The sequence below is a fragment of the Kribbella sp. NPDC051770 genome (assembly GCF_040681455.1).
Classification (GTDB): Bacteria; Actinomycetota; Actinomycetes; order Propionibacteriales; family Kribbellaceae; genus Kribbella.
This window is the reverse complement of the sequence record NZ_JBFAYT010000002.1, coordinates 241,461-258,926: the sequence shown is the minus strand read 5'-3', so window position 1 is coordinate 258,926 and position 17,466 is coordinate 241,461. Positions and strand designations below refer to the sequence as shown.

Annotated in this window: 24 protein-coding genes and 1 pseudogene; 15 read left to right on the top strand and 10 right to left on the bottom strand. The window is 69.8% G+C overall.

What is annotated here, in order from left to right; translation table 11 throughout:
• Positions 1 to 17: 17 nt before the first annotated feature.
• Genes AB0M01_RS07835 through AB0M01_RS07825 form a run of 3 tightly spaced genes read left to right on the top strand, consistent with a single transcriptional unit; the run spans position 18 to position 2,555 of the window.
• Positions 18 to 1,526: a PspC domain-containing protein gene (locus AB0M01_RS07835; protein ID WP_363666703.1), complete on the top strand. Its 1,509-nt coding sequence runs from the start codon at positions 18 to 20 to the stop codon at positions 1,524 to 1,526.
• Positions 1,523 to 2,164 (top strand): response regulator transcription factor, encoded by a 642-nt coding sequence (locus AB0M01_RS07830; protein WP_363666701.1) that lies wholly within the window; start codon positions 1,523 to 1,525, stop codon positions 2,162 to 2,164. Before AB0M01_RS07835 ends, AB0M01_RS07830 begins: the two co-directional genes overlap by 4 nt.
• 37 nt (positions 2,165 to 2,201) lie before the next feature.
• The gene (locus tag AB0M01_RS07825; protein ID WP_363666699.1) at positions 2,202 to 2,555 is read left to right on the top strand and encodes a hypothetical protein; all 354 of its coding nucleotides are present in this window, start codon (positions 2,202 to 2,204) and stop codon (positions 2,553 to 2,555) included.
• Positions 2,556 to 2,574: 19 nt separating this feature from the next.
• On the opposite strand, the gene rpsR is transcribed toward AB0M01_RS07825, so the two are convergent.
• Positions 2,575 to 2,829, bottom strand: a complete 255-nt coding sequence (rpsR, locus tag AB0M01_RS07820; protein WP_363666697.1) for a 30S ribosomal protein S18 — start codon at positions 2,827 to 2,829, stop codon at positions 2,575 to 2,577.
• A gap of 66 nt (positions 2,830 to 2,895) precedes the next feature.
• Here rpsR and rpmF point away from each other — a divergent pair.
• Together rpmF and AB0M01_RS07810 are read left to right on the top strand one after the other, a co-directional pair.
• Positions 2,896 to 3,056 (top strand): annotated as a pseudogene (gene rpmF / locus AB0M01_RS07815) (50S ribosomal protein L32).
• Between the two features lie 93 nt (positions 3,057 to 3,149).
• Positions 3,150 to 4,472 carry a C1 family peptidase gene (locus AB0M01_RS07810; protein ID WP_363666695.1) on the top strand — a complete coding sequence of 441 codons (1,323 nt, stop codon included), beginning with the start codon at positions 3,150 to 3,152 and terminating at the stop codon, positions 4,470 to 4,472.
• Positions 4,473 to 4,519: 47 nt separating this feature from the next.
• Here AB0M01_RS07810 and AB0M01_RS07805 read toward each other — a convergent pair whose 3' ends face one another.
• Complete coding sequence (locus AB0M01_RS07805; protein ID WP_363666693.1) at positions 4,520 to 5,284, bottom strand: alpha/beta hydrolase; 765 nt, start codon at positions 5,282 to 5,284, stop codon at positions 4,520 to 4,522.
• An 85-nt stretch (positions 5,285 to 5,369) separates the two neighbouring features.
• On the opposite strand from AB0M01_RS07805, the gene AB0M01_RS07800 reads away from it, so the two are divergent.
• Positions 5,370 to 5,927: a TetR family transcriptional regulator gene (locus AB0M01_RS07800; RefSeq protein ID WP_363666691.1), complete on the top strand. Its 558-nt coding sequence runs from the start codon at positions 5,370 to 5,372 to the stop codon at positions 5,925 to 5,927.
• A gap of 7 nt (positions 5,928 to 5,934) precedes the next feature.
• Here AB0M01_RS07800 and AB0M01_RS07795 read toward each other — a convergent pair whose 3' ends face one another.
• Positions 5,935 to 6,660, bottom strand: coding sequence for a PIG-L deacetylase family protein (locus AB0M01_RS07795; protein WP_363666689.1), 726 nt, complete (start codon positions 6,658 to 6,660; stop codon positions 5,935 to 5,937).
• 65 nt (positions 6,661 to 6,725) lie between these two features.
• Between AB0M01_RS07795 and AB0M01_RS07790 the strand changes: the two genes are divergently transcribed.
• Positions 6,726 to 7,019 carry a hypothetical protein gene (locus AB0M01_RS07790; RefSeq protein ID WP_363666687.1) on the top strand — a complete coding sequence of 98 codons (294 nt, stop codon included), beginning with the start codon at positions 6,726 to 6,728 and terminating at the stop codon, positions 7,017 to 7,019.
• Complete coding sequence (locus AB0M01_RS07785; protein ID WP_363666685.1) at positions 7,016 to 7,351, top strand: YnfA family protein; 336 nt, start codon at positions 7,016 to 7,018, stop codon at positions 7,349 to 7,351. The genes AB0M01_RS07790 and AB0M01_RS07785 overlap by 4 nt, the downstream gene beginning before the upstream one ends.
• Before the next feature lie 39 nt (positions 7,352 to 7,390).
• On the opposite strand, the gene AB0M01_RS07780 is transcribed toward AB0M01_RS07785, so the two are convergent.
• On the bottom strand, positions 7,391 to 8,005 hold the full coding sequence (locus AB0M01_RS07780) for an ATP-dependent Clp protease proteolytic subunit (RefSeq protein WP_363666683.1): 615 nt from the start codon (positions 8,003 to 8,005) through the stop codon (positions 7,391 to 7,393).
• Positions 8,002 to 8,601 carry an ATP-dependent Clp protease proteolytic subunit gene (locus tag AB0M01_RS07775; protein ID WP_363666681.1) on the bottom strand — a complete coding sequence of 200 codons (600 nt, stop codon included), beginning with the start codon at positions 8,599 to 8,601 and terminating at the stop codon, positions 8,002 to 8,004. Before AB0M01_RS07775 ends, AB0M01_RS07780 begins: the two co-directional genes overlap by 4 nt.
• A gap of 92 nt (positions 8,602 to 8,693) precedes the next feature.
• Between AB0M01_RS07775 and AB0M01_RS07770 the strand changes: the two genes are divergently transcribed.
• The 6 genes from AB0M01_RS07770 to pcrA all read left to right on the top strand — a co-directional run bounded on the left by AB0M01_RS07770 (position 8,694) and on the right by pcrA (position 12,414).
• Positions 8,694 to 8,948, top strand: a complete 255-nt coding sequence (locus AB0M01_RS07770) for a hypothetical protein (protein WP_363666680.1) — start codon at positions 8,694 to 8,696, stop codon at positions 8,946 to 8,948.
• A complete protein-coding gene (locus AB0M01_RS07765; protein WP_363666678.1) occupies positions 8,941 to 9,087 on the top strand; it encodes a hypothetical protein in 147 nt (48 codons plus the stop codon). Before AB0M01_RS07770 ends, AB0M01_RS07765 begins: the two co-directional genes overlap by 8 nt.
• Before the next feature lies 1 nt (position 9,088).
• On the top strand, positions 9,089 to 9,418 hold the full coding sequence (locus AB0M01_RS07760) for a hypothetical protein (RefSeq protein WP_363666676.1): 330 nt from the start codon (positions 9,089 to 9,091) through the stop codon (positions 9,416 to 9,418).
• 72 nt (positions 9,419 to 9,490) lie between these two features.
• Positions 9,491 to 9,637: a hypothetical protein gene (locus AB0M01_RS07755; protein ID WP_363666674.1), complete on the top strand. Its 147-nt coding sequence runs from the start codon at positions 9,491 to 9,493 to the stop codon at positions 9,635 to 9,637.
• Entirely contained in the window at positions 9,634 to 10,044 is a 411-nt protein-coding gene (locus tag AB0M01_RS07750; protein ID WP_363666672.1) for a DUF4279 domain-containing protein, read from the top strand. The genes AB0M01_RS07755 and AB0M01_RS07750 overlap by 4 nt, the downstream gene beginning before the upstream one ends.
• 51 nt (positions 10,045 to 10,095) lie before the next feature.
• Entirely contained in the window at positions 10,096 to 12,414 is a 2,319-nt protein-coding gene (gene pcrA / locus AB0M01_RS07745) for a DNA helicase PcrA (RefSeq protein ID WP_363666670.1), read from the top strand.
• Between the two features lie 81 nt (positions 12,415 to 12,495).
• Here the strand turns inward: pcrA and AB0M01_RS07740 are convergent, their stop codons facing one another.
• Both AB0M01_RS07740 and AB0M01_RS07735 read right to left on the bottom strand, forming a co-directional pair.
• Positions 12,496 to 13,509: a TerC/Alx family metal homeostasis membrane protein gene (locus AB0M01_RS07740; protein WP_363666667.1), complete on the bottom strand. Its 1,014-nt coding sequence runs from the start codon at positions 13,507 to 13,509 to the stop codon at positions 12,496 to 12,498.
• A 119-nt stretch (positions 13,510 to 13,628) separates the two neighbouring features.
• A complete protein-coding gene (locus tag AB0M01_RS07735) occupies positions 13,629 to 14,090 on the bottom strand; it encodes a hypothetical protein (RefSeq protein ID WP_363666665.1) in 462 nt (153 codons plus the stop codon).
• A gap of 147 nt (positions 14,091 to 14,237) precedes the next feature.
• Here AB0M01_RS07735 and AB0M01_RS07730 point away from each other — a divergent pair, with 147 nt between their 5' ends.
• Positions 14,238 to 14,801: a hypothetical protein gene (locus AB0M01_RS07730; RefSeq protein ID WP_363666663.1), complete on the top strand. Its 564-nt coding sequence runs from the start codon at positions 14,238 to 14,240 to the stop codon at positions 14,799 to 14,801.
• A 33-nt stretch (positions 14,802 to 14,834) separates the two neighbouring features.
• Here AB0M01_RS07730 and AB0M01_RS07725 read toward each other — a convergent pair whose 3' ends face one another.
• The 3 genes from AB0M01_RS07725 to AB0M01_RS07715 are packed head-to-tail and all read right to left on the bottom strand — an operon-like array spanning position 14,835 to position 17,461.
• Positions 14,835 to 16,145, bottom strand: a complete 1,311-nt coding sequence (locus tag AB0M01_RS07725) for a lanthionine synthetase LanC family protein (protein WP_363666661.1) — start codon at positions 16,143 to 16,145, stop codon at positions 14,835 to 14,837.
• Between the two features lie 24 nt (positions 16,146 to 16,169).
• A complete protein-coding gene (locus tag AB0M01_RS07720; RefSeq protein ID WP_363666659.1) occupies positions 16,170 to 16,547 on the bottom strand; it encodes a DUF6886 family protein in 378 nt (125 codons plus the stop codon).
• Between the two features lie 26 nt (positions 16,548 to 16,573).
• Positions 16,574 to 17,461 (bottom strand): M23 family metallopeptidase, encoded by an 888-nt coding sequence (locus AB0M01_RS07715; protein ID WP_363666657.1) that lies wholly within the window; start codon positions 17,459 to 17,461, stop codon positions 16,574 to 16,576.
• Between the last annotated feature and the right edge of the window lie 5 nt (positions 17,462 to 17,466).

Here is a 17,466-nt window from a genome sequence, read left to right as displayed (position 1 = left end):
ATGTGACGATCGTGGTGATGAGCCAGCCAGCCGCAGCCGCGCCCTCGGGCGGACCCTCCACCGGAGGTCCGGCCGGGCAGCAGCCTGCGCAGAACCCGCCGCCTCCTGGGCAGTACCAGCACTGGCACGGCGGCCCGGCCAGAGGGGCGCAGTACGCGCCGCCGTACGGGCAGGGCGGTGGTACGTCGTACGGTCAGCCCGGTGGTGGGCAGCCTGGCGGCCCCACCTTCGGCCCACCCGGTGCAGGTCGCCCCGGCCCCGAGGCACCTCCGGTACGCCGTGCCTACCGGCGCTTCGAAGGCCGTGTGGTCAGCGGCGTCGCCGGTGGCATCGCCGACCACCTCAACGTGCCCGACATCGCCGTCCGGCTGGTCTTCATCGCCGCGACCGTCTTCGGCGGCTTCGGCGTCCTCATCTATGCCGCGCTCTGGTTCCTGATGCCTCTGGGAGCCCCAACGGTCCCCGGTGCGCCAGGCCTCGCCGCAGCGACCCGCCAGAACATGCGCTCGGACCAGCCCCCGCCGCCGGTCAGCGAGGCCCGCAGCCGCCGCCGCGAGAAGAACCGCGGCCAGCTGATCGCCCTGGTCGTCGTCGCCGCCGGTCTCCTGCTCCTCCTCCAGGCAGCGGGCCTGGGCATCGCCGGCAAGATGTTCTGGCCGCTCGTCTTCGCCGGGACCGGTCTCGCCCTGATCTGGCGCCAGGCCGACGAGACCCAGAAGGCCGCCTGGACGAACAAGGCGCCGACGCTCGGCAACCTGCTCGGCAAGGGCGGGATCAAGTCGATCGTCCGCGTCGTCGTCGGCGTGATCCTGCTCGGCACGGCGGTCACCGTGTTCCTGGTCCAGAACGGCCGCCTGTCGCAGGTCGGCGACGTACTGGTCGCGCTGCTGCTCGCCGTCGTCGGTCTCGGCGTGATCGCCGGCCCTTGGGTGCACCGGCTGAGCCGCGACCTGAACGCCGAGCGCGGCGAGCGGATCCGCTCCCAGGAGCGCGCCGACATGGCCGCGCACCTGCACGACTCGGTCCTGCAGACGCTCGCGCTGATCCAGAAGCAGGCCGCCGACCCGAAGGCGGTGGCCCGGCTGGCCCGCTCCCAGGAGCGTGAGCTGCGGGCCTGGCTGTACGACGAGGACGACCAGACCGACAAGACCCTGGCCGGCGCCGCCAAGCGCGCCGCCGCCGAGGTCGAGGACTCGCACGGCGTACCGGTCGAGGTGGTCACGGTCGGCGACTGCGACCTGACCGAGGGCCTGTCGGCGATGGTGCGGGCGGCGCGGGAGTCGATGGTGAACGCGGCAAAGCACTCCGGCGCTGACAAGATCGACGTGTTCGTCGAAGTCGACGGCGACCGGGCGGAGATGTTCGTCCGGGACCGCGGCAAGGGCTTCGACACCGACGGGGTGCCCGAGGACCGGCTCGGTCTGCGGCACAGCGTGATGGGGAGAATGGAACGGCACGGCGGCCGCGCGACGGTGCGGTCGAGCCCGGAAACCGGCACCGAGGTGCGACTGGAGATGGACAGATGACAGTACGACGGGTGGTCGTGATCGACGACCACGACATGTTCCGGGCCGGTGTCCGCAGCGAGATCGGGACCGCGGTGGAGATCGTCGGCGAGGGCGCCGACGTGGACAGCGCGGTGAAGGCGATCGTGGCCAACGAGCCGGACGTCGTCCTGCTCGACGTCCACCTGCCCGGCGGCGGTGGCACCGAGGTGATGAAGCAGGTGCACCAGCGGCACCCGGAGATCAAGTTCCTGGCGCTGTCGGTGTCGGACGCGGCCGAGGACGTGATCGGCGTGATCCGGGCCGGCGCCCGCGGCTACGTCACCAAGAACATCAGCGGGACCGAGCTGGTCGACGCGATCGGCCGGGTCGCCGACGGCGACGCGGTGTTCTCACCGCGACTGGCCGGCTTCGTGCTGGACGCGTTCTCCGGCGCGATCGACATCGCGTCGGTCGACGAGGACCTGGACCGGCTGTCCCAGCGCGAACGCGAGGTGCTGCGCCTGATCGCCCGCGGCTACGCGTACAAGGAAGTGGCCCGCGAGCTGTTCATCTCGGTGAAGACCGTCGAGACCCACGTGTCGTCGGTACTGCGCAAGCTGCAGCTGTCGAACCGGCACGAGCTGACCCGCTGGGCGACCGACCGCCGCCTGGTCTGAGTCGTTGCGCTGAGCAACGTTCACTAGGCTGTCCGGTATGGACTTCCTGCACGACGTGCTCACGCTGCTCCACCTGATCGGCTTCGCGGCACTCTTCGGCGGGTTCTTCACCCAGCTGAAGAGCCGCGAGCCGGTCGTCAACGCCGCGATGCTGCACGGCGCCCTGACCCAGCTGGTCACCGGCATCCTGCTGGTCGGCATCGCCTCCGGCGTCAAGGACGACGACTTCACCGTCGACAACACCAAGATCGGCGTCAAACTGGTCGTCGTCCTGGTGATCACCGTCCTGCTGTTCCTGTGGCGCCGCCGCCCGTCGATCACCCGCGGCATGCTGTTCACGATCGGCGGCCTCACCCTACTGAACGCGGGCATCGCGGTCTTCTGGCACTGAGCCGCCGTACGGAACAGGCCTACCGGTCGCCCGGACGGGCCACCGAGGCGTACGGCAGCAGGGCCATTTCCCGGGCGTTCTTCACCGCCCGGGAGGCCTGCCGCTGCTGCTGGACCGTGAGTCCGGTGACGCGGCGGGAGCGGATCTTGCCGCGGTCGGAGATGAACTTCCGCAGCAGTGCGGTGTCCTTGTAGTCGACGACGGTGATGCCGTCGCGGTCGAGCGGGTTCTGCTTGGCCGGGCGCCGGTGGGCGGCGGCAGGTCGGCGGGGCATCGGCAGCTCCTTTGCTAATGAATATCGTTTTCAATTAGCATAGCCGGAACCGTTCGAGGAGGATCAGTGGCAGTTCCGAAGCGCAAGATGTCCCGGGCCAACACCCGGAGCCGGCGGGCGCAGTGGAAGGCGGTGCCGGTGACCTGGTGCCGATCACCGTGGACGGCAGGCAGCTGCGGGTGCCGCGCCGGCTGGTGAAGGCCTACCAGCGCGGGTTGATCGACTGACGCGGCCGGTTCTGGCGGGTTCCGGACAGGGCACACATGCGCCACCCCGGCGGAGGCGCCCGGTCCTTCGGGGCTGAGATACCGTCGATGGTTATGGAGCGGAATCTCACTGCCGAACAGCTGGCGCTCTTCGAGAAGGAGTTCGCGTCGAACCCGCAGTACCGGGTGATGCAGAACGCCGTCACGGAGACGCCGGTCGCCAAGATCGCCCTGGATCGTCAGGTCGTCACCTCGATCGACCACTCGGTGTCGAACCTGCTGGACGACTGGAAGGTGACCAACCAGAAGAAGAGCGGTCGCTGCTGGTTGTTCGCGGGCCTGAACCTGCTCCGGGCCGGCGCCGCCGAGAAGCTCGGCGTGAAGGACTTCGAGTTCTCCCAGAACTACCTGCTGTTCTGGGACAAGTTCGAGCGCGCCAACTTCTTCCTCGAAGCGGTGATCGAGACCACCGACCGTGACGTCGACGACCGCACCGTCGCGCACCTGCTGTCGGACCCGATCGGCGACGGCGGTCAGTGGAACATGTTCGTCGCGCTGGTCCGCAAGCACGGCCTGGTCCCGAAGACCGCGATGCCGGAGACCGAGAGCTCCTCGTCGACCGCTCAGCTCAACGACACGCTCCGCCGGCTGCTCCGCCAGGGCGCCCGCGACCTGCGCAAGCTCGACGGCGCGGAAGCGCAGCGCGCCGCGAAGCGCGAGCTGCTGACCACGATCCACCGGGTGCTGAGCATCCACCTCGGGACGCCGCCGCAGAAGTTCCTGTGGCAGTGGAAGGACAGCGACAAGGGCTTCCACCGCGACGGCTGGACGACACCCGCCGAGTTCGCCGCGTCGTACGTGACGCTGCCGGTCGACGAGTACGTCTGCATCGTGCACGACCCGCGCGAGTCCAGCCCGACCGGCAGGACCTTCACCGTCGACTACCTCGGCAACGTCATCGACGCGCCGCCGGTGGTCTACCTGAACGTCGAGATCGACCTGATGAAGAAGCTGGCCCAGGACGCCATCGTCGGCGGCGAGCCGGTCTGGTTCGGCTGCGACGTCGGCAAGCAGATGTCGGCCGACCTCGGCTTCTGGGACGCCGCGCTGTACGACTTCGAGGCCGTCTACGACACCACGTTCACGCTCGACAAGGCCGAGCGGCTGCTGCACCACGAGACGCTGATGACGCACGCGATGCTGTTCACCGGCGTCGACCTGGTCGACGGCGCGCCGCGGCGCTGGCGGGTCGAGAACAGCTGGGGCGACGAGAAGGCCGACAGCGGCTTCTGGACGATGAACGACTCGTGGTTCGGCGAGCACGTCTTCGAGATCGCGGTCCGCAAGTCGGCGCTGCCGGCCGAGCTGCAGGCCGCGTTCGACGAGACGCCGATCGTGCTGCCCGCGTGGGACCCGATGGGTGCGCTCGCGGACTGATTCTCCGGTACGGCGATGGGCCCTGGACCTTTGTGGTCCAGGGCCTTTCAGCTCGTCAGCGCCTCGCGGACCAGCTTGACGCCCTCCGCGGGCCGCTCCATCGTCGGCAGGTGGCCCGCCCACGGCAGCTCGGTGAGCTCGGCGTCCGGCAGCTGACCGGCCAGGTGCCGCGCACCGGTGCGGAAGAACTCGAGGTCGTGCGCGCCGACGTACAGCTTCACCGGCATCGTGAGGTTCGCGGGGACGACCTCGTACTCCTCGTTGTCCACGTCGCCCGCCGCGAGCTGCAGCTCGAACGCGCGCTTCTGCATCGTGAACAGCAGGTTCTTGGCGGCGTCGTCGGCCTCCGGCCCGATCCAGGTCCGCACGTTGAGCGCCGTGGCGCCGTCGACGTCGTCCTGGTCCAGCAGCGCGTTCTCCTCGCCCCAGAACGCGCGCAGGTCCTCGGTCGGCTCCACCCCGTCGACCGGCGGCGCCAGCAGCACGACCCGGCGGAACCGCTCCGGCGCCTTGCTGACCGCCTGGAGCACCACGTTCCCGCCGTACGACGCCCCGACGACCGCGACCGGCCCGTCGTCGACGACGCCTTCGCCCGCGAGCGCGTCGAGCAGCTCGAGCAGATCGCCCGCGTCGGAGTACGCCGAACCGGCGGGCAGCGGCGTCTCGCCGTACCCGCGCAGGTCGACCGTGATCACCCGGTGGTCCCGCCGCAGGTCCTCGACCTGCGGGGCCCACATCCGCGCGTCCGCGACTCCGGCATGCACCAGCAGCACGGCGGGCCCGTCGCCCACTACCTCGTGATTGATCGTCATGGGTGGAGCCTCACCGCTGCCGCCGCCCGGCGCAAACCCTTTGACCCGCATTCCAACCGTCTGGTTGGTTGTTACCCTGGGGGCCATGCCGTACGACTCCGCCGCCACCCGCGCCCGCCTGCTCGACGCGGCGTACGCCGAGTTCTCCGCCCGCGGCCTGGCCGGAGCCCGGGTGGACCGGATCGCCGCCGAGGCGCGCGCGAACAAGCAGGCGATCTACGCCTACTTCGGCTCCAAGGACGGCCTCTTCGACGCGATGCTCGCCGTCCGGATGAGCACGCTGGCCGATGCCGCGCCGTTCACGCCGGAGGATCTCCCGGCGTACGCCGGGGCGTTGTTCGACGCGCTGCAGGCGAACCCGGACATCCTCCGCCTCACCCAGTGGGCCTGGCTCGAACGCACCGACGTGACGCCGGCCGAGATCGACTCCCACCAGTCCAAGGCCAAGGCGATCGCCGCCGCATCCTCCGTCGCCTTGTCGGAGGCGCGAGCGATGGACATCTTCATCCTCGTCGTCGGGCTGTGCACGGCGTGGAGCACGACCGCGCCGGCCCTGCGTGCGCTGAGTTCTCAGGCATCCCACCGCGCGGCCGTGGTCGCGGCGACTGCCGCGACGGTCTCCGCGCTCACCGCCGCGGACTGAGTCGTGCCTACAGGCGGATGACCGCGAAGCGTTCGGCGTAGTGGTCGGCCGGTAGGCGGGAGGTCTTGGCGTTCTGGCTCATCAGGTCGCGGACCCGGGCGAGCAGGTGGGTGGGGTCGCGGTGCTGGCTGTGGTGGGCCTCGAGGGCGGCGAGCTTCTGGTCGATGGTGTCGGTGATGTCGACGTGGTGGTTGGTCTCCGGGTGCTCGATCAGCCAGAGCTCGTCGACGTCCCAGGCCGGTTCGGCCAGGTCGGGGAAGGCGAACGGGTTGCCGATCGCGGGGAAGAACGCGCGGACGGTCGCCTCGCCGGTCGCCAGGTGGTCGGGGTGCGAGACCGGGAGCTTCGACCAGTTGCGCTCCGGCGACGAGCTGACCAGGCGCTGCGGGCGGACCTGCCGGGTGATCCGGACGATGTCGCGGACCAGCTCGAGGGTCGGCTCGACCTCGCCGTCGGCGTACCCGAGGAAGTGCAGCTGGTCGACGCCGACCTGCGCGGCCGCGGCGGTCTGTTCGGCCCGGCGGACGGCGGGGATCTCGGCGCGGTCCCGGTCCGGCTCGAAACCGCCGGCCTGGCCGTCGGTGACCAGGCAGTAGTGCACCTCGATCCCGGCCTTGGTCCAGTTCGCCACCGTCCCCGCGACGGCGAAGTCGATGTCGTCGGGGTGCGCGGCGATCACCAGCACCCGCTCGATCTCGTGGTCGGGGCGCGGGTTCGCGGCGGGGAGACTCATCCCGACAGTTTAGTGAAGGTTCAAGCATTGCATCCGGTACCTGGGTACGGGTTTACCGTCGAGGCATGAACTGGGTTCCTGATGCGTGCACGTTGCCGACCGCGGAGCAGCCGCTGCGGGTGGCGGAGTTCGACCGGTTGTTCGCGCGGGCGCTGCGCGGCGTACGGCGTACGGGGGTGACGACGCTCGAGCTCGACCTCGCCGCCGACGCGCGGGCGGAGGTCGAGGAACTGGTCGCGCGGGAGTCCGAGTGCTGCTCGTTCTTCACGTTCCGGGTCGAGCCCGGGGTGCTGCTGGTGATCGACGTGCCTGCTGAGCGCGCGGGCGTGCTGGACGCACTGGTCGAGCGGCTCGGATGAGCGTCGCCCGGTCGATCGCGCTGTTCGTGCTCGCGGCGATCGCCGAGATCGGCGGCGCCTGGCTGATCTGGCAGGGCTGGCGCGAGCACCGCGGCCTGCTCTGGGTGGCCGGCGGAATAGTTGCCCTCGGCGCCTATGGCTTCGTCGCGACCTTCCAGCCCGACCCGAACTTCGGGCGCATCCTGGCGGCGTACGGGGGTGTGTTCGTGGCCGGGTCGCTCGCCTGGGGGATGCTCGTCGACGGCTTCCGGCCCGATCGCTGGGACGTGATCGGCGCGGTGATCTGCCTGGTGGGCGTGGTCGTGATCATGTACGCGCCGCGGAGCACGTGAAGCGGGCGCCCGCCGTACGAGCACGGCGGGCGCCCCAACTCACGCCCCGGCGAACGCCTTCAGCACCTGCCGGTGCTGGATCACCTGGTCGACGATCCCGTACGCGCGCGCCTGCTCGGCCCGCAGTACGTGATCGCGATCGGTGTCGTGCCGCAGCTGCTCCACCGACTGCCCGGTGTGCGTCGACAGGATCGTCTCGACCTCGGCCCGCACCCGGACCACCTCGTCGGCCTGCAGGATCAGATCCGGGATCGTGCCCTGCCCGCGAGCCGCCGGTTGATGCAGTACGACGCGCGCATGCGGCACCACCGCACGCTGCCCCGGCTCACCCGCCGCGAGCAGCACCGCGCCGGCCGCGATCGCCTGCCCGATGCAGAACGTCGCGATCGGCGAGCTGATGTACTGCATCGTGTCGTAGATCGCGAGCATCGCGGTCATGTCGCCGCCCTCGCAGTTGATGTACAGGTTGATCGGCTGCTCCGGCCGATCGGCCTCCAGGTGCAGCAGCTGCGCGATCATCGCGTTCGCGACGCCGGCGTCGATACCGGTGCCGAGGTAGATGATGCGCTCGGACAGCAGGTGCGAGTAGACGTCCATGATCCGCTCGCCACGCGCGCTCTGGGTGATCACGTTCGGGATCGTGTAACTGCTCATCGGGCCGCCTCCGTCCGCAGGGGCATCACTTGGTCGAACGACTCGACGAGCTGGTCGACGAACCCGAACTCGATCGCCTCCCGCGCCGTGTACCAGTGGTCGTGCAGCGAGTCCTCGTACACGGTCTCCACCGGCTGCCCGGTGTCCTCGGCGACCAGCCCCAGCACGGTGTCGCGGATGTGCCGCAGGTCGTTGGCCTGGATCTCGATCTCCACCGCCGACCCGCCGATCCCGGCGGAGCCTTGGTGCATCAGCACGCGAGCGTGCGGGAGCGCGTACCGCTTCCCCTTCGTCCCCGCCGACAGCAGGAACTGCCCCGCACTGCACGCCAGCCCCAACGCCACCGTCGCCACGTCACACGGCACCAGCCGCATCACGTCCCGAATCGCCAGCATCGACGGCACCGACCCACCCAGCGAGTGGATCCACAACGCGATGTCCGTCTCCGGATCCTCCGCCGCCAGCGTCAGGATCTGCGTGGCGAGCAACGTCCCGTTGTCATCGTTCAGCACCCCGTCCAGCACGACGACCCGCCGCCGCAACAACCCCAACCGAGCCTGCTCCCCGAACAGGGGCACTTTGTTCTCATCAGCCATGTCTCCACCATGACCGCGCCGGTACGCCGTACCGAAGCGTTTCTGCTCCCAGCAACTCTGCTCTCAGCCGACAAGCCTGCTTCAATCTCCCCGTGGAACTCGGCACCTACGGCCCCACGGGCCTGACCTTCATCTGGAACGACGACTTCGAGATCACCGTCGACACCACGTCGCCGGAAGTCGTCATCGCCGCCAACCCCGCCGGCCTCACCAGCCTCGCGCGCCACCTCCTGACCCTCGCACAGGAAGGCGTCCCCGACGGCGCCCACCTGCACCTCACGGCCGGGCAGGAACTGACATCGACGGTCGACTTGATCCTGGAACGCCGGGCTTCGACGGATGCTTGAGGAGCAGGCGCACAGCTACGTGTGGGTGCTCGAGGAGTTCGACCGGGTGTCCGGGGATCTGTCCGCCCGCCATGTTCGACGCGACGTTCCCGAGAAACCGGGTCAGCAGCCTGCGATCGTCACCGGGAAGGACTCATGAAGTGCATCTGCGTGTGACCAGCGAGAACGGTGCGACGTACGACGACCCGTCCGAGGATCTCCTGTTCGAACTGCTGGCCGAGGTCGAGCGCGGGGAGTCGGAGTTCCTGATCGTGGAGCGCACTACGGACCCGAGCGGCCAGACCTACATCCAGACCGTGCGCAACCCTGACGGCACCTACCTGGTCGAACGCCGCGAAGGCGACCCGTCGAGGCACTTCGGAACCACCGCCGCCGACCACCGAAGCGCCCACCAGCTCCTCACCGACTGGTCGTTCGAGCTTTTCCGGGACACCCACCACACCTGGACCAAGCTCGACTTCCCGGGCTGATGGCGCCCGGGAGTTGATCGCCGTACTCACTCGTTCTGCTCTCGGCCGGCGAGCGTCTGGCAGGCTTGGCGGGTGCAGACGGTCAAGTACCCGTTCATCCGCAGCCGGGTGATGGAGTCGCTCGCGGTTCTGGCGGACGTGGAGTGCCAGGAACAGTGCTGGGTACGAGGAGAGCTTTCACCGGATCAGCCGGTGATCGTCGGCGCGGAGGACTCGTGAGAGCCTTCGAGGTGTACTTGCGGGTGGCGAGTACGTCGCTGCTGCCGGAGGAGATCACCGGGCGGGTGGGGGTGCCGGCGGACGAGGTGGTCGCGAAGGGGACGCAGCGGCGGCCGCATGCGCCGGCGTACCGGCACTCGGTCTGGAAGCGCCGGGCGGTGTCGACCGGGGACGGGCGGGCGGAGGACTTCGAGGACTCGATCCTCGGGTGGGGGCTGGACTTCGCGGAGGCCGTGGGAAGCCTGGTCGCGGCCGGGCAGGCGGAGGCGTTCCTGGTGATCGTCCAGCGGATCGACGACCTCGACGATCCGCTGGAGAAGGGGATCTTCCTGTCGCCGGAACTCATCCGGTGGATGGCTGCCGCGAGGGCGTCGCTCGACATCGATCAGTACGTGTTCCCGGGCTAGTTCGACCGCCCGTACCGGAACTGTCCGTGGGAGCGCCTACCCTGGTGGGCGATGACTACGCTGTTTTCTCCTGATGAGCTTCCGGTGCCGCTCGAGCAGCCCAGGAAGGGTAAGGCTGACCCTGAAGAGCTGCTGGAGGGGTTGAACCCGCAGCAGCGGGCTGCGGTGGTGCATGCGGGGAAGCCGTTGCTGGTGGTGGCCGGCGCCGGGTCGGGCAAGACGCGGGTGCTGACGCGGCGGATCGCGTACCTGCTGGCGGCGCGGGACGCGCATCCGGGGGCGATCCTGGCGATCACGTTCACCAACAAGGCGGCCGCGGAGATGCGGGAACGCGTGGTGGACCTGGTCGGGCCGCGGGCGAAGCTGATGTGGGTGTCGACGTTCCACAGCTCGTGTGTGCGGATCCTCAGAAGGGACATCAAGCGGTTCGGGATCAGCTCGACGTTCTCGATCTACGACGACACCGACTCGCGGCGGCTGATGACGCTGGTCTGCCGGGAGCTCGACCTCGACGTGAAGCGGTACAACCCGCGGGCCGTGCTGAACTGGATCTCCACCCAGAAGAACGAGCTGGTCGACCACGAGACGGCCGCGTCGAAGACCTCCAACCACCTGGAGGAGCAGTACGCCGAGTGCTACCGGATCTATCAGGAGCGTCTCGCGCAGGCGAACGCGCTGGACTTCGACGACCTGCTGATGACGACGGTCAACCTGCTGCAGGCCTTCCCGGAGGTCCGTGAGTACTACCGGCGCCGGTTCCGTCACGTGCTGGTCGACGAGTACCAGGACACCAACCACGCGCAGTACACGCTGATCCGTGAGCTCTGTGGCGAGGACGAGCCGGGCCGCACCGGCCCGAGCGCGCCGCCGGCCGAGCTGATGGTGGTCGGCGACTCCGACCAGTCGATCTACGCGTTCCGCGGCGCCACCATCCGCAACATCCTGGCCTTCGAGGAGGACTTCGCGGGCGCCGAGACGATCCTGCTGGAGCAGAACTACCGCTCCACCCAGACCATCCTGACCGCGGCGAACGCGGTGATCAGCCGCAACGAGGGCCGCAAGGCGAAGAACCTGTGGTCCGACCAGGGCCAGGGCGAGCAGATCGCGGTGTACGTCGCCGACAACGAGCACGACGAGGCGCAGTTCGTCGCCGACGAGATCGACCGGCTGGCCGACGCCGACAAGGTGAAGCCGTCCGACGTCGCGGTGTTCTACCGGACGAACGCGCAGTCGCGGGTGTTCGAGGAGGTGTTCATCCGCACCGGCCACCCGTACAAGGTGGTCGGCGGCGTCCGGTTCTACGAGCGCAAGGAGGTCCGCGACGCGCTCGCGTACCTGCGGGTGCTGGTGAACCCGGAGGACACGGTTTCGCTGCGGCGGATCATGAACGTGCCGAAGCGCGGGATCGGCGACCGCGCCGAGGCCGCGATCGAGGCGCTGGCGGCACGGGACCGGATCTCGTTCGCGCAGGCGATGCGCCGCGCGCAGGACGCGCCGGCGATGGCGTCACGGTCGGTGAACGCGGTGCAGTCGTTCGTCGACATCCTCGACGAGCTGACCGCGATGGTCGACTCGGGGGCGCCGCCGGACGACATCCTGGACGTCGCGCTGCATCGTTCCGGGTACTACGAGGAGCTGCAGAAGTCGCCCGACCCGCAGGACGAGACCCGCCTGGAGAACCTGGACGAGTTCATCTCGGTCGCGCGCGAGTTCGTCGAGGAGCGGACGGCGGCCGCCGAGCCGTCGGACCTGCAGGCGTTCCTGGAGCGGGTCGCGCTGGTCGCCGACGCGGACCAGATCCCGGACGCCGCCGACGACGGCGGAGTGGTGACGCTGATGACGCTGCACACGGCGAAGGGCCTGGAGTTCCCGGTCGTGTTCCTGACCGGCATGGAGGACGGCGTCTTCCCGCACTCGCGGTCGCTGACCGACCTGAAGGAGCTCGAGGAGGAGCGACGGCTCGCGTACGTCGGGATCACCCGGGCCCGGCAGCGGCTGTCGATCTCGCGGGCGGCGGTGCGTTCGGCGTACGGCGCTCCGCAGCACAACCCGCCGTCGCGGTTCCTGGAGGAGATCCCGGCCGAGCTGCTCGACTGGCGGCGCGACGAGTCCGCGATCACCCGCTGGTCCGGGACCGGGACGAGCCGGGGCAGCGGGATCCCGAGCCGGTACGAGCCGGCCCGGCGGACGGCGTCGGACAAGCCGGTGATCAGCCTGAACCCGGGCGACCGGGTCGTGCACGACAGCTTCGGGATGGGCACGGTCGTCGTCGTCCGCGGCGAGGGGCAGCAGGCGCAGGCCGATATCGACTTCGGGTCGGAGGGCGTGAAGCGGTTGCTGCTCAGGTACGCGCCGGTGCAGAAGCTGTAGCCGGCACCGCAGCGCCGGCCCAGCCCGGGCTGTAGCCGGCGCGAAGGCTGGGAGGACGGCCGCGACGGTGCACTGGCGCGCTCAAGCGGAGTCCCCGCCCCCGTCCTCGCGCCGCCGGGTCGCCCGCAACGACCCCGCGTGCGCCTTGGTCTCCGGCGACTTCCGGGTCTTGAGCAGGCTGGCCACCACCACGACGAGCAGCACGACGACGATCACCCCGAGACTGACCGAGGTCGGGACCTCCGGCACGGCAGTGTCGATGTCGACGTGCGCCCAGTGCAGGATCAGCTTCACCCCGATGAACGCCAGGATGACCGCGAGCCCGGCCGACAGGTACACCAGCCGGTCGAGCAGCCCCTTGACCAGGAAGTAGAGCGCGCGCAGCCCGAGCAGCGCGAACGCGTTCGCCGCGAACACGATGAACGGCTCGTCGGTCACCCCGAACACCGCCGGGATCGAGTCCAGCGCGAACAGCAGGTCGACCCCGCCGATCGCCACCAGAACGACGAACAGCGGCGTCACCAGCCGGCGGCCCTCCCGCCGAATCACCAGCTTGCCGCCGACGTAGTCGTCGGTGATCGGCAGCACCCGGCGGGCGGTCCGCACCACCACGTTGTTCTCCACGTCGGGATCCTCGTTGCGGTGCCGGAACAGCTGGACCGCGGTGAACAGCAGCAGCAGACCGAACAGCAGGAACATGAACGAGAACAGCGACAGCAGGGTGGCGCCGACCGCGATGAAGATCGCCCGCATCACCAGGGCGAGCACGATGCCGAAGGTGAGCACCTTGTGCTGGTGCTTCTCCGGTACGGCGAACGTCGTCATGATGATCACGAAGACGAACAGGTTGTCGACCGACAGGCTCTTCTCGACGATGTAGCCGGCGAAGTACTCCGTCCCGGCGGCACCGCCGTACTGGCTGGTGAACCACACCCCGAACGCCACCGCGACGGCCACGTAGAACACCGACCAGGCGGTCGCCTCGCCGAAGCCGACGCGGTGCGGCCGCAGCGTGGCCAGCACGAGGTCCACGGCCAGCAGCAGCACGATCAGGCCGATCGTCACGGCCCAGGTCAACCCACTGATCTCGAGCAAGGATCCTCCCGGCCGGAACGGTCGTCCCGCGGCGCTGGGCGGATGGTTGCCCTATGCCACGGTCTGCTCAGTGTGCCAGCTCGCACAAGCCAGCGGCCGCAGGTACGCCGTACGGCCGGTCATCGGTGGTCGTTCAGCTCGTTGGTGAGCCACTGGGTGAGGACCCGGACGTCCTTCACCGTGTTGGTGGTGACGCGCAGGTCCTCGGTGCCGGTGACGGAGTGGACGACCGTCTGCTCCTTCGCCGTGGTGACCTGCGCGATCTGACCCCACGCGAGCCGCCGGCGGCCGAGCGCGACGCCGTCGGCGTCGACCACGAGCGTCCAGCGCCGGGTTCGCAGGTTGTTGAGGATCAGCAGCAGCGCACCGGCCGCCAGCACGGCGAACACCGCGCGCGCCGAGGAGATCACGTCCCAGGTCACGTCGCCCGACAGCAGGCTGATCGTCCGGGTGCCGTTGATCAGCAGGATCGCGCCCGCGACGACCAGCCCGAGAGCCAGCCGGGTGCGCTCCGGGCCGATCGCCAGCCGGCCGTGCTCACGGAGCGTGGCGGTCCACTGGGTGGGTCCATCTGACGGCATCGAGGCGCCCTTTCTCGGCGGTGCAGACGGTGATCCTCCCACGCCGCGAGGCCGCGCGGGCGTCCAGGAATGCGCGTTCGCGTTGCGGGATGGCCCTGCCGTGGGTCACTCTGGGTCTTCGGCCCTCCCCGGACGACAGGTCCTCCCATGCCCAAGGCAGCTGACAGCTCCACCCGCCGGATCATCCTGGCGGGAGCCAATCCTGGGCTGCGGCTGTTCGACGAGAAGGGCCGGGTGACGGCGTACGCGTCGATCTGGATGGTCGACTGGTCGGTCCGGGGTTCCGGTACGGCGGTGGTGCTGTGGTTCGACGGGATCGTCCGGGTGGTCTCGGAGGATGTGGATCTCGCGGCCTGGCTGGAGCGGTACTTCGTCCGCTCGTTCCTGGAAGTCCAGGGCCTGCCGTGGCACGAGCCTGCGGTCGAGCGCGATCTCGTGCAGGTCCGGATGAACCTGGCCGACGGGCTCAGCGCGAAGGCGGCGGACATCCAGATCGAGATGGGTGGTGTGCTGGACCGCCGCCTGTTCGCGACCGACACCTTCCAGCTCGCCGAGGGCGTGCACAGCCTCAGCCTGGTGATCGCTCCGGTCCGGTCGGCCACGGTCTCGATCGGCGGCGCCTCGGTCCCTGGGTTCGTCCAGGTCGACGGTTCGCCGGACCGCCCGGGGTCGTCGGCCTTCCTCACCACCGCCGAGGTCTGGCGCCGCTGACGCCGGACCGCCGGTACGCCGTACGCCGCTGAGCTAGCCGGCCCACCAGGTGTCCATCCGGGCCTGCGGCTGCGCCGCCGGGCCGTGCTCCACCACGCGCGCCGTGTGGAACAGGAATGCCGCGATCCCCGCGGCGCCCTGCATCCAGCCGACCGACGGCGGCAGCAGCGGGTCCTCGTTGCGGTGCTCCGTGAACCTCCAGTACGTGCCGTCCGTGTGGATGGCGTGGGCAACCAGGGTGTCGGCGAGCCGCCGGGCGAAGGCGAGGTCGTCGTCGGCTCGCGTGCGGTGCCAGGCGTCGAGCAAGATGTCGCCGACCCCGGCGGTGCCGCAGCAACGGCCGTCGTTGTCCCAGAAGCCGGGGTGGAGGCGTTCCGGGAGGCCCGACGTACGGACGCTGTAGAGGCAGCGGGCTCGCCACTCGGCAGGCGGCGTACCGGCGATCGAGGGAACGCCCGCGGCGTCGAGCGCGGCGAAGGCGAGCGAGGTGCCCGAGGCGCCGTGGCACCAGGTGTAGGTGACCTCGTCCTCGTCGTTGATCTCGGTCGGGATGTAGCGCTGTACGACGAAGCCGCGCCCGTCGGTGCGACCGAGGGAGATCAGCTGCTCGGCCGTCCGCGTAGCTGCGCCGACGAGCTCCGGGCGATCCAGCGCGATACCTCCAGCGGCGAGCGCAGCCGAGACCCCGGCGAGGCCGTGGGAGAGGTTGGGCATGACGGCCCCGGACTCGGTCCGGAAGCGCTGGGGGACGAACGGCCAGCCGAGGTCGTCATTAGCAGCCGACTCGGTCAGCAGGATGTCGGCTGCGCGGTTGGCCAGTTCGACGCCCGACTCGACTCCGTGCCGGGCAGCCCAGGTGCCACCGAGCAGGACCCCCGCGGTCCCCAGCGTCATGTCGTGGATCCGGGCCCCCGGCAGAAACTTCGGCGGGAGCATCTGCGTCTGCGGCCAGCCGTCGTCCTCGGCAAGCTCCAGCAGCCGATCAACAGCAGCCCGTACGCCGTCCGGCCGCTGCGCCGCGACCAGCGCACCGATCGTGCTGACCAGCCCGTCGAAGTACGAGACGTCGGTGGTCGCCGGAATCACCGCGATCAGCCGCTCGGCGACCGCGTCGGCGAGCTCAGCCTCAGCAGGAGTCCACGCCCGGGCCAGGCGGATCTCGGCGAGCGTGTGCAGCAGCCCGGCGACGCCACTGTGCATGCTGTCGCGATCCCAGGACACCTCGGGCTCGACCCCGTCGACCACCGCACCGGGAATCCACGGCCCGTCAGCGTCCCAACGCAACTGCCCGAGCGTCCACTGCCAGGCGCCCTCGGCGGTCTCGAGGTAGGTCGGGTTCCTCACCGGCACATCGTGCCACCACGGCTCTCAGTCAACGGCAGCAGGCCGAGGCAGCGCGTTCCGCAGCCGGATCCCGCTGAACTCCAGCGTGCTGACGATCGCCTCGTCCCAGAACGCATGCAGGTTCGGCAGCACGCGCAACTGGATACCGGCCTCGGCATGCAAGGCGAACAGATGACTCACGCGCTTGGCAGGCCCGAGCGGCCTCACCTCGGTTGTCCCGGGGTCCGCCCACGCCATCGCGCGGGGGCACTGCCGGGGGAACCAGTAGTCGGGAGCGCGTTCGGACCCGACGGCCCAGACGTACGGCGACGGCTGTTGAGCGGTCGCGGCGACGTGTGGGCGGAAGACCTCGATCGTGGGGTCTTCGGAGAAGTGCAGGACCTGACCGGCTGCCGGACGCATCCGGGCAGCTTAGAGGAGGCAGCGGATCAGGGGTTGAGGCCGCAGACCTCGCGCAGCCACGGCATCGGGTTGATCGCGGAGCCGCCGTTGGGGTGGACCTCGAAGTGCAGGTGCGGGCCGGTGGTGTTGCCGGTGACGCCGACCGCGCCGACCTGGTCGCCGGCGTACACGGTCTCGCCGACCTCGACGCTGAACTTCGACATGTGGTTGTACCAGGTGACGGTGCCGTCGGCGTGCTCGACCTGGACCTGGCGGCCGTAGGCGCCGGCCCAGTCGGCGAAGATGACCTTGCCCTTCATCACCGAGCGGATCGGGGTGCCGATCGGGGCGGCGAAGTCGGTGCCGGTGTGGTTCGCGGCCCAGCGGCTGCCGCCCTGGCCGAAGGTGGCGGTGATGTGGTAGCCGGAGATCATCATCTCGCAGCGGGTGGCCGACTCGCGGGCCTTCTCGGCGGCGGCGGCAGCGGCGGCCTTGGCGGCGGCCAGGGAGGACGCGCGCTTGGCGGTCAGCGCCCGGGTGGCGTCGAGCTTGGCGGCGCGGGCCTTGGAGAGGCGGTCCGCGGCGGCCTGCTTCTTGGTGGCTTCGGTGCTGGTGAGCTCGACCCGGGAGGAGTCACGGGTGGCCAGCTGGCGGCGCTCGATCCGGGCCGTGGTGACCTCGGACAGGCTGTTGCCGCCGGACAGTGCGGCGATGTTGACCGCGGAGTTCGCCTGCGTCGGCGACGCCAGGGAGCTGTGGCTGAAGCCGACAGCGCCTGCCGCCGCAGCGAGCGCTGCGGTGAGACCGACGATCTGGGTACTGCTGGGGGTGTTACGCCGGGCAACACGGTGTTTGGCGTGACGTGATGCGCCGGTCTTGCGCGCAGCACTGTTGCCTGGCGTGACGCGGTTTCCCGCGGCACGGTGCTGGGACACAACGT

What these genes read in the sequence shown, in the direction of transcription:
- AB0M01_RS07835 (WP_363666703.1), top strand. Translation starts at nt 18, where the DNA reads ATGAGCCAGCCAGCCGCAGCCGCGCCCTCGGGCGGACCCTCCACCGGA.
- AB0M01_RS07830 (WP_363666701.1), top strand. Translation starts at nt 1,523, where the DNA reads ATGACAGTACGACGGGTGGTCGTGATCGACGACCACGACATGTTCCGG.
- AB0M01_RS07825 (WP_363666699.1), top strand. Translation starts at nt 2,202, where the DNA reads ATGGACTTCCTGCACGACGTGCTCACGCTGCTCCACCTGATCGGCTTC.
- rpsR (WP_363666697.1), bottom strand. Translation starts at nt 2,829, where the DNA reads ATGCCCCGCCGACCTGCCGCCGCCCACCGGCGCCCGGCCAAGCAGAAC.
- AB0M01_RS07810 (WP_363666695.1), top strand. Translation starts at nt 3,150, where the DNA reads ATGGAGCGGAATCTCACTGCCGAACAGCTGGCGCTCTTCGAGAAGGAG.
- AB0M01_RS07805 (WP_363666693.1), bottom strand. Translation starts at nt 5,284, where the DNA reads ATGACGATCAATCACGAGGTAGTGGGCGACGGGCCCGCCGTGCTGCTG.
- AB0M01_RS07800 (WP_363666691.1), top strand. Translation starts at nt 5,370, where the DNA reads ATGCCGTACGACTCCGCCGCCACCCGCGCCCGCCTGCTCGACGCGGCG.
- AB0M01_RS07795 (WP_363666689.1), bottom strand. Translation starts at nt 6,660, where the DNA reads ATGAGTCTCCCCGCCGCGAACCCGCGCCCCGACCACGAGATCGAGCGG.
- AB0M01_RS07790 (WP_363666687.1), top strand. Translation starts at nt 6,726, where the DNA reads ATGAACTGGGTTCCTGATGCGTGCACGTTGCCGACCGCGGAGCAGCCG.
- AB0M01_RS07785 (WP_363666685.1), top strand. Translation starts at nt 7,016, where the DNA reads ATGAGCGTCGCCCGGTCGATCGCGCTGTTCGTGCTCGCGGCGATCGCC.
- AB0M01_RS07780 (WP_363666683.1), bottom strand. Translation starts at nt 8,005, where the DNA reads ATGAGCAGTTACACGATCCCGAACGTGATCACCCAGAGCGCGCGTGGC.
- AB0M01_RS07775 (WP_363666681.1), bottom strand. Translation starts at nt 8,601, where the DNA reads ATGGCTGATGAGAACAAAGTGCCCCTGTTCGGGGAGCAGGCTCGGTTG.
- AB0M01_RS07765 (WP_363666678.1), top strand. Translation starts at nt 8,941, where the DNA reads ATGCTTGAGGAGCAGGCGCACAGCTACGTGTGGGTGCTCGAGGAGTTC.
- pcrA (WP_363666670.1), top strand. Translation starts at nt 10,096, where the DNA reads ATGACTACGCTGTTTTCTCCTGATGAGCTTCCGGTGCCGCTCGAGCAG.
- AB0M01_RS07735 (WP_363666665.1), bottom strand. Translation starts at nt 14,090, where the DNA reads ATGCCGTCAGATGGACCCACCCAGTGGACCGCCACGCTCCGTGAGCAC.
- AB0M01_RS07730 (WP_363666663.1), top strand. Translation starts at nt 14,238, where the DNA reads ATGCCCAAGGCAGCTGACAGCTCCACCCGCCGGATCATCCTGGCGGGA.
- AB0M01_RS07720 (WP_363666659.1), bottom strand. Translation starts at nt 16,547, where the DNA reads ATGCGTCCGGCAGCCGGTCAGGTCCTGCACTTCTCCGAAGACCCCACG.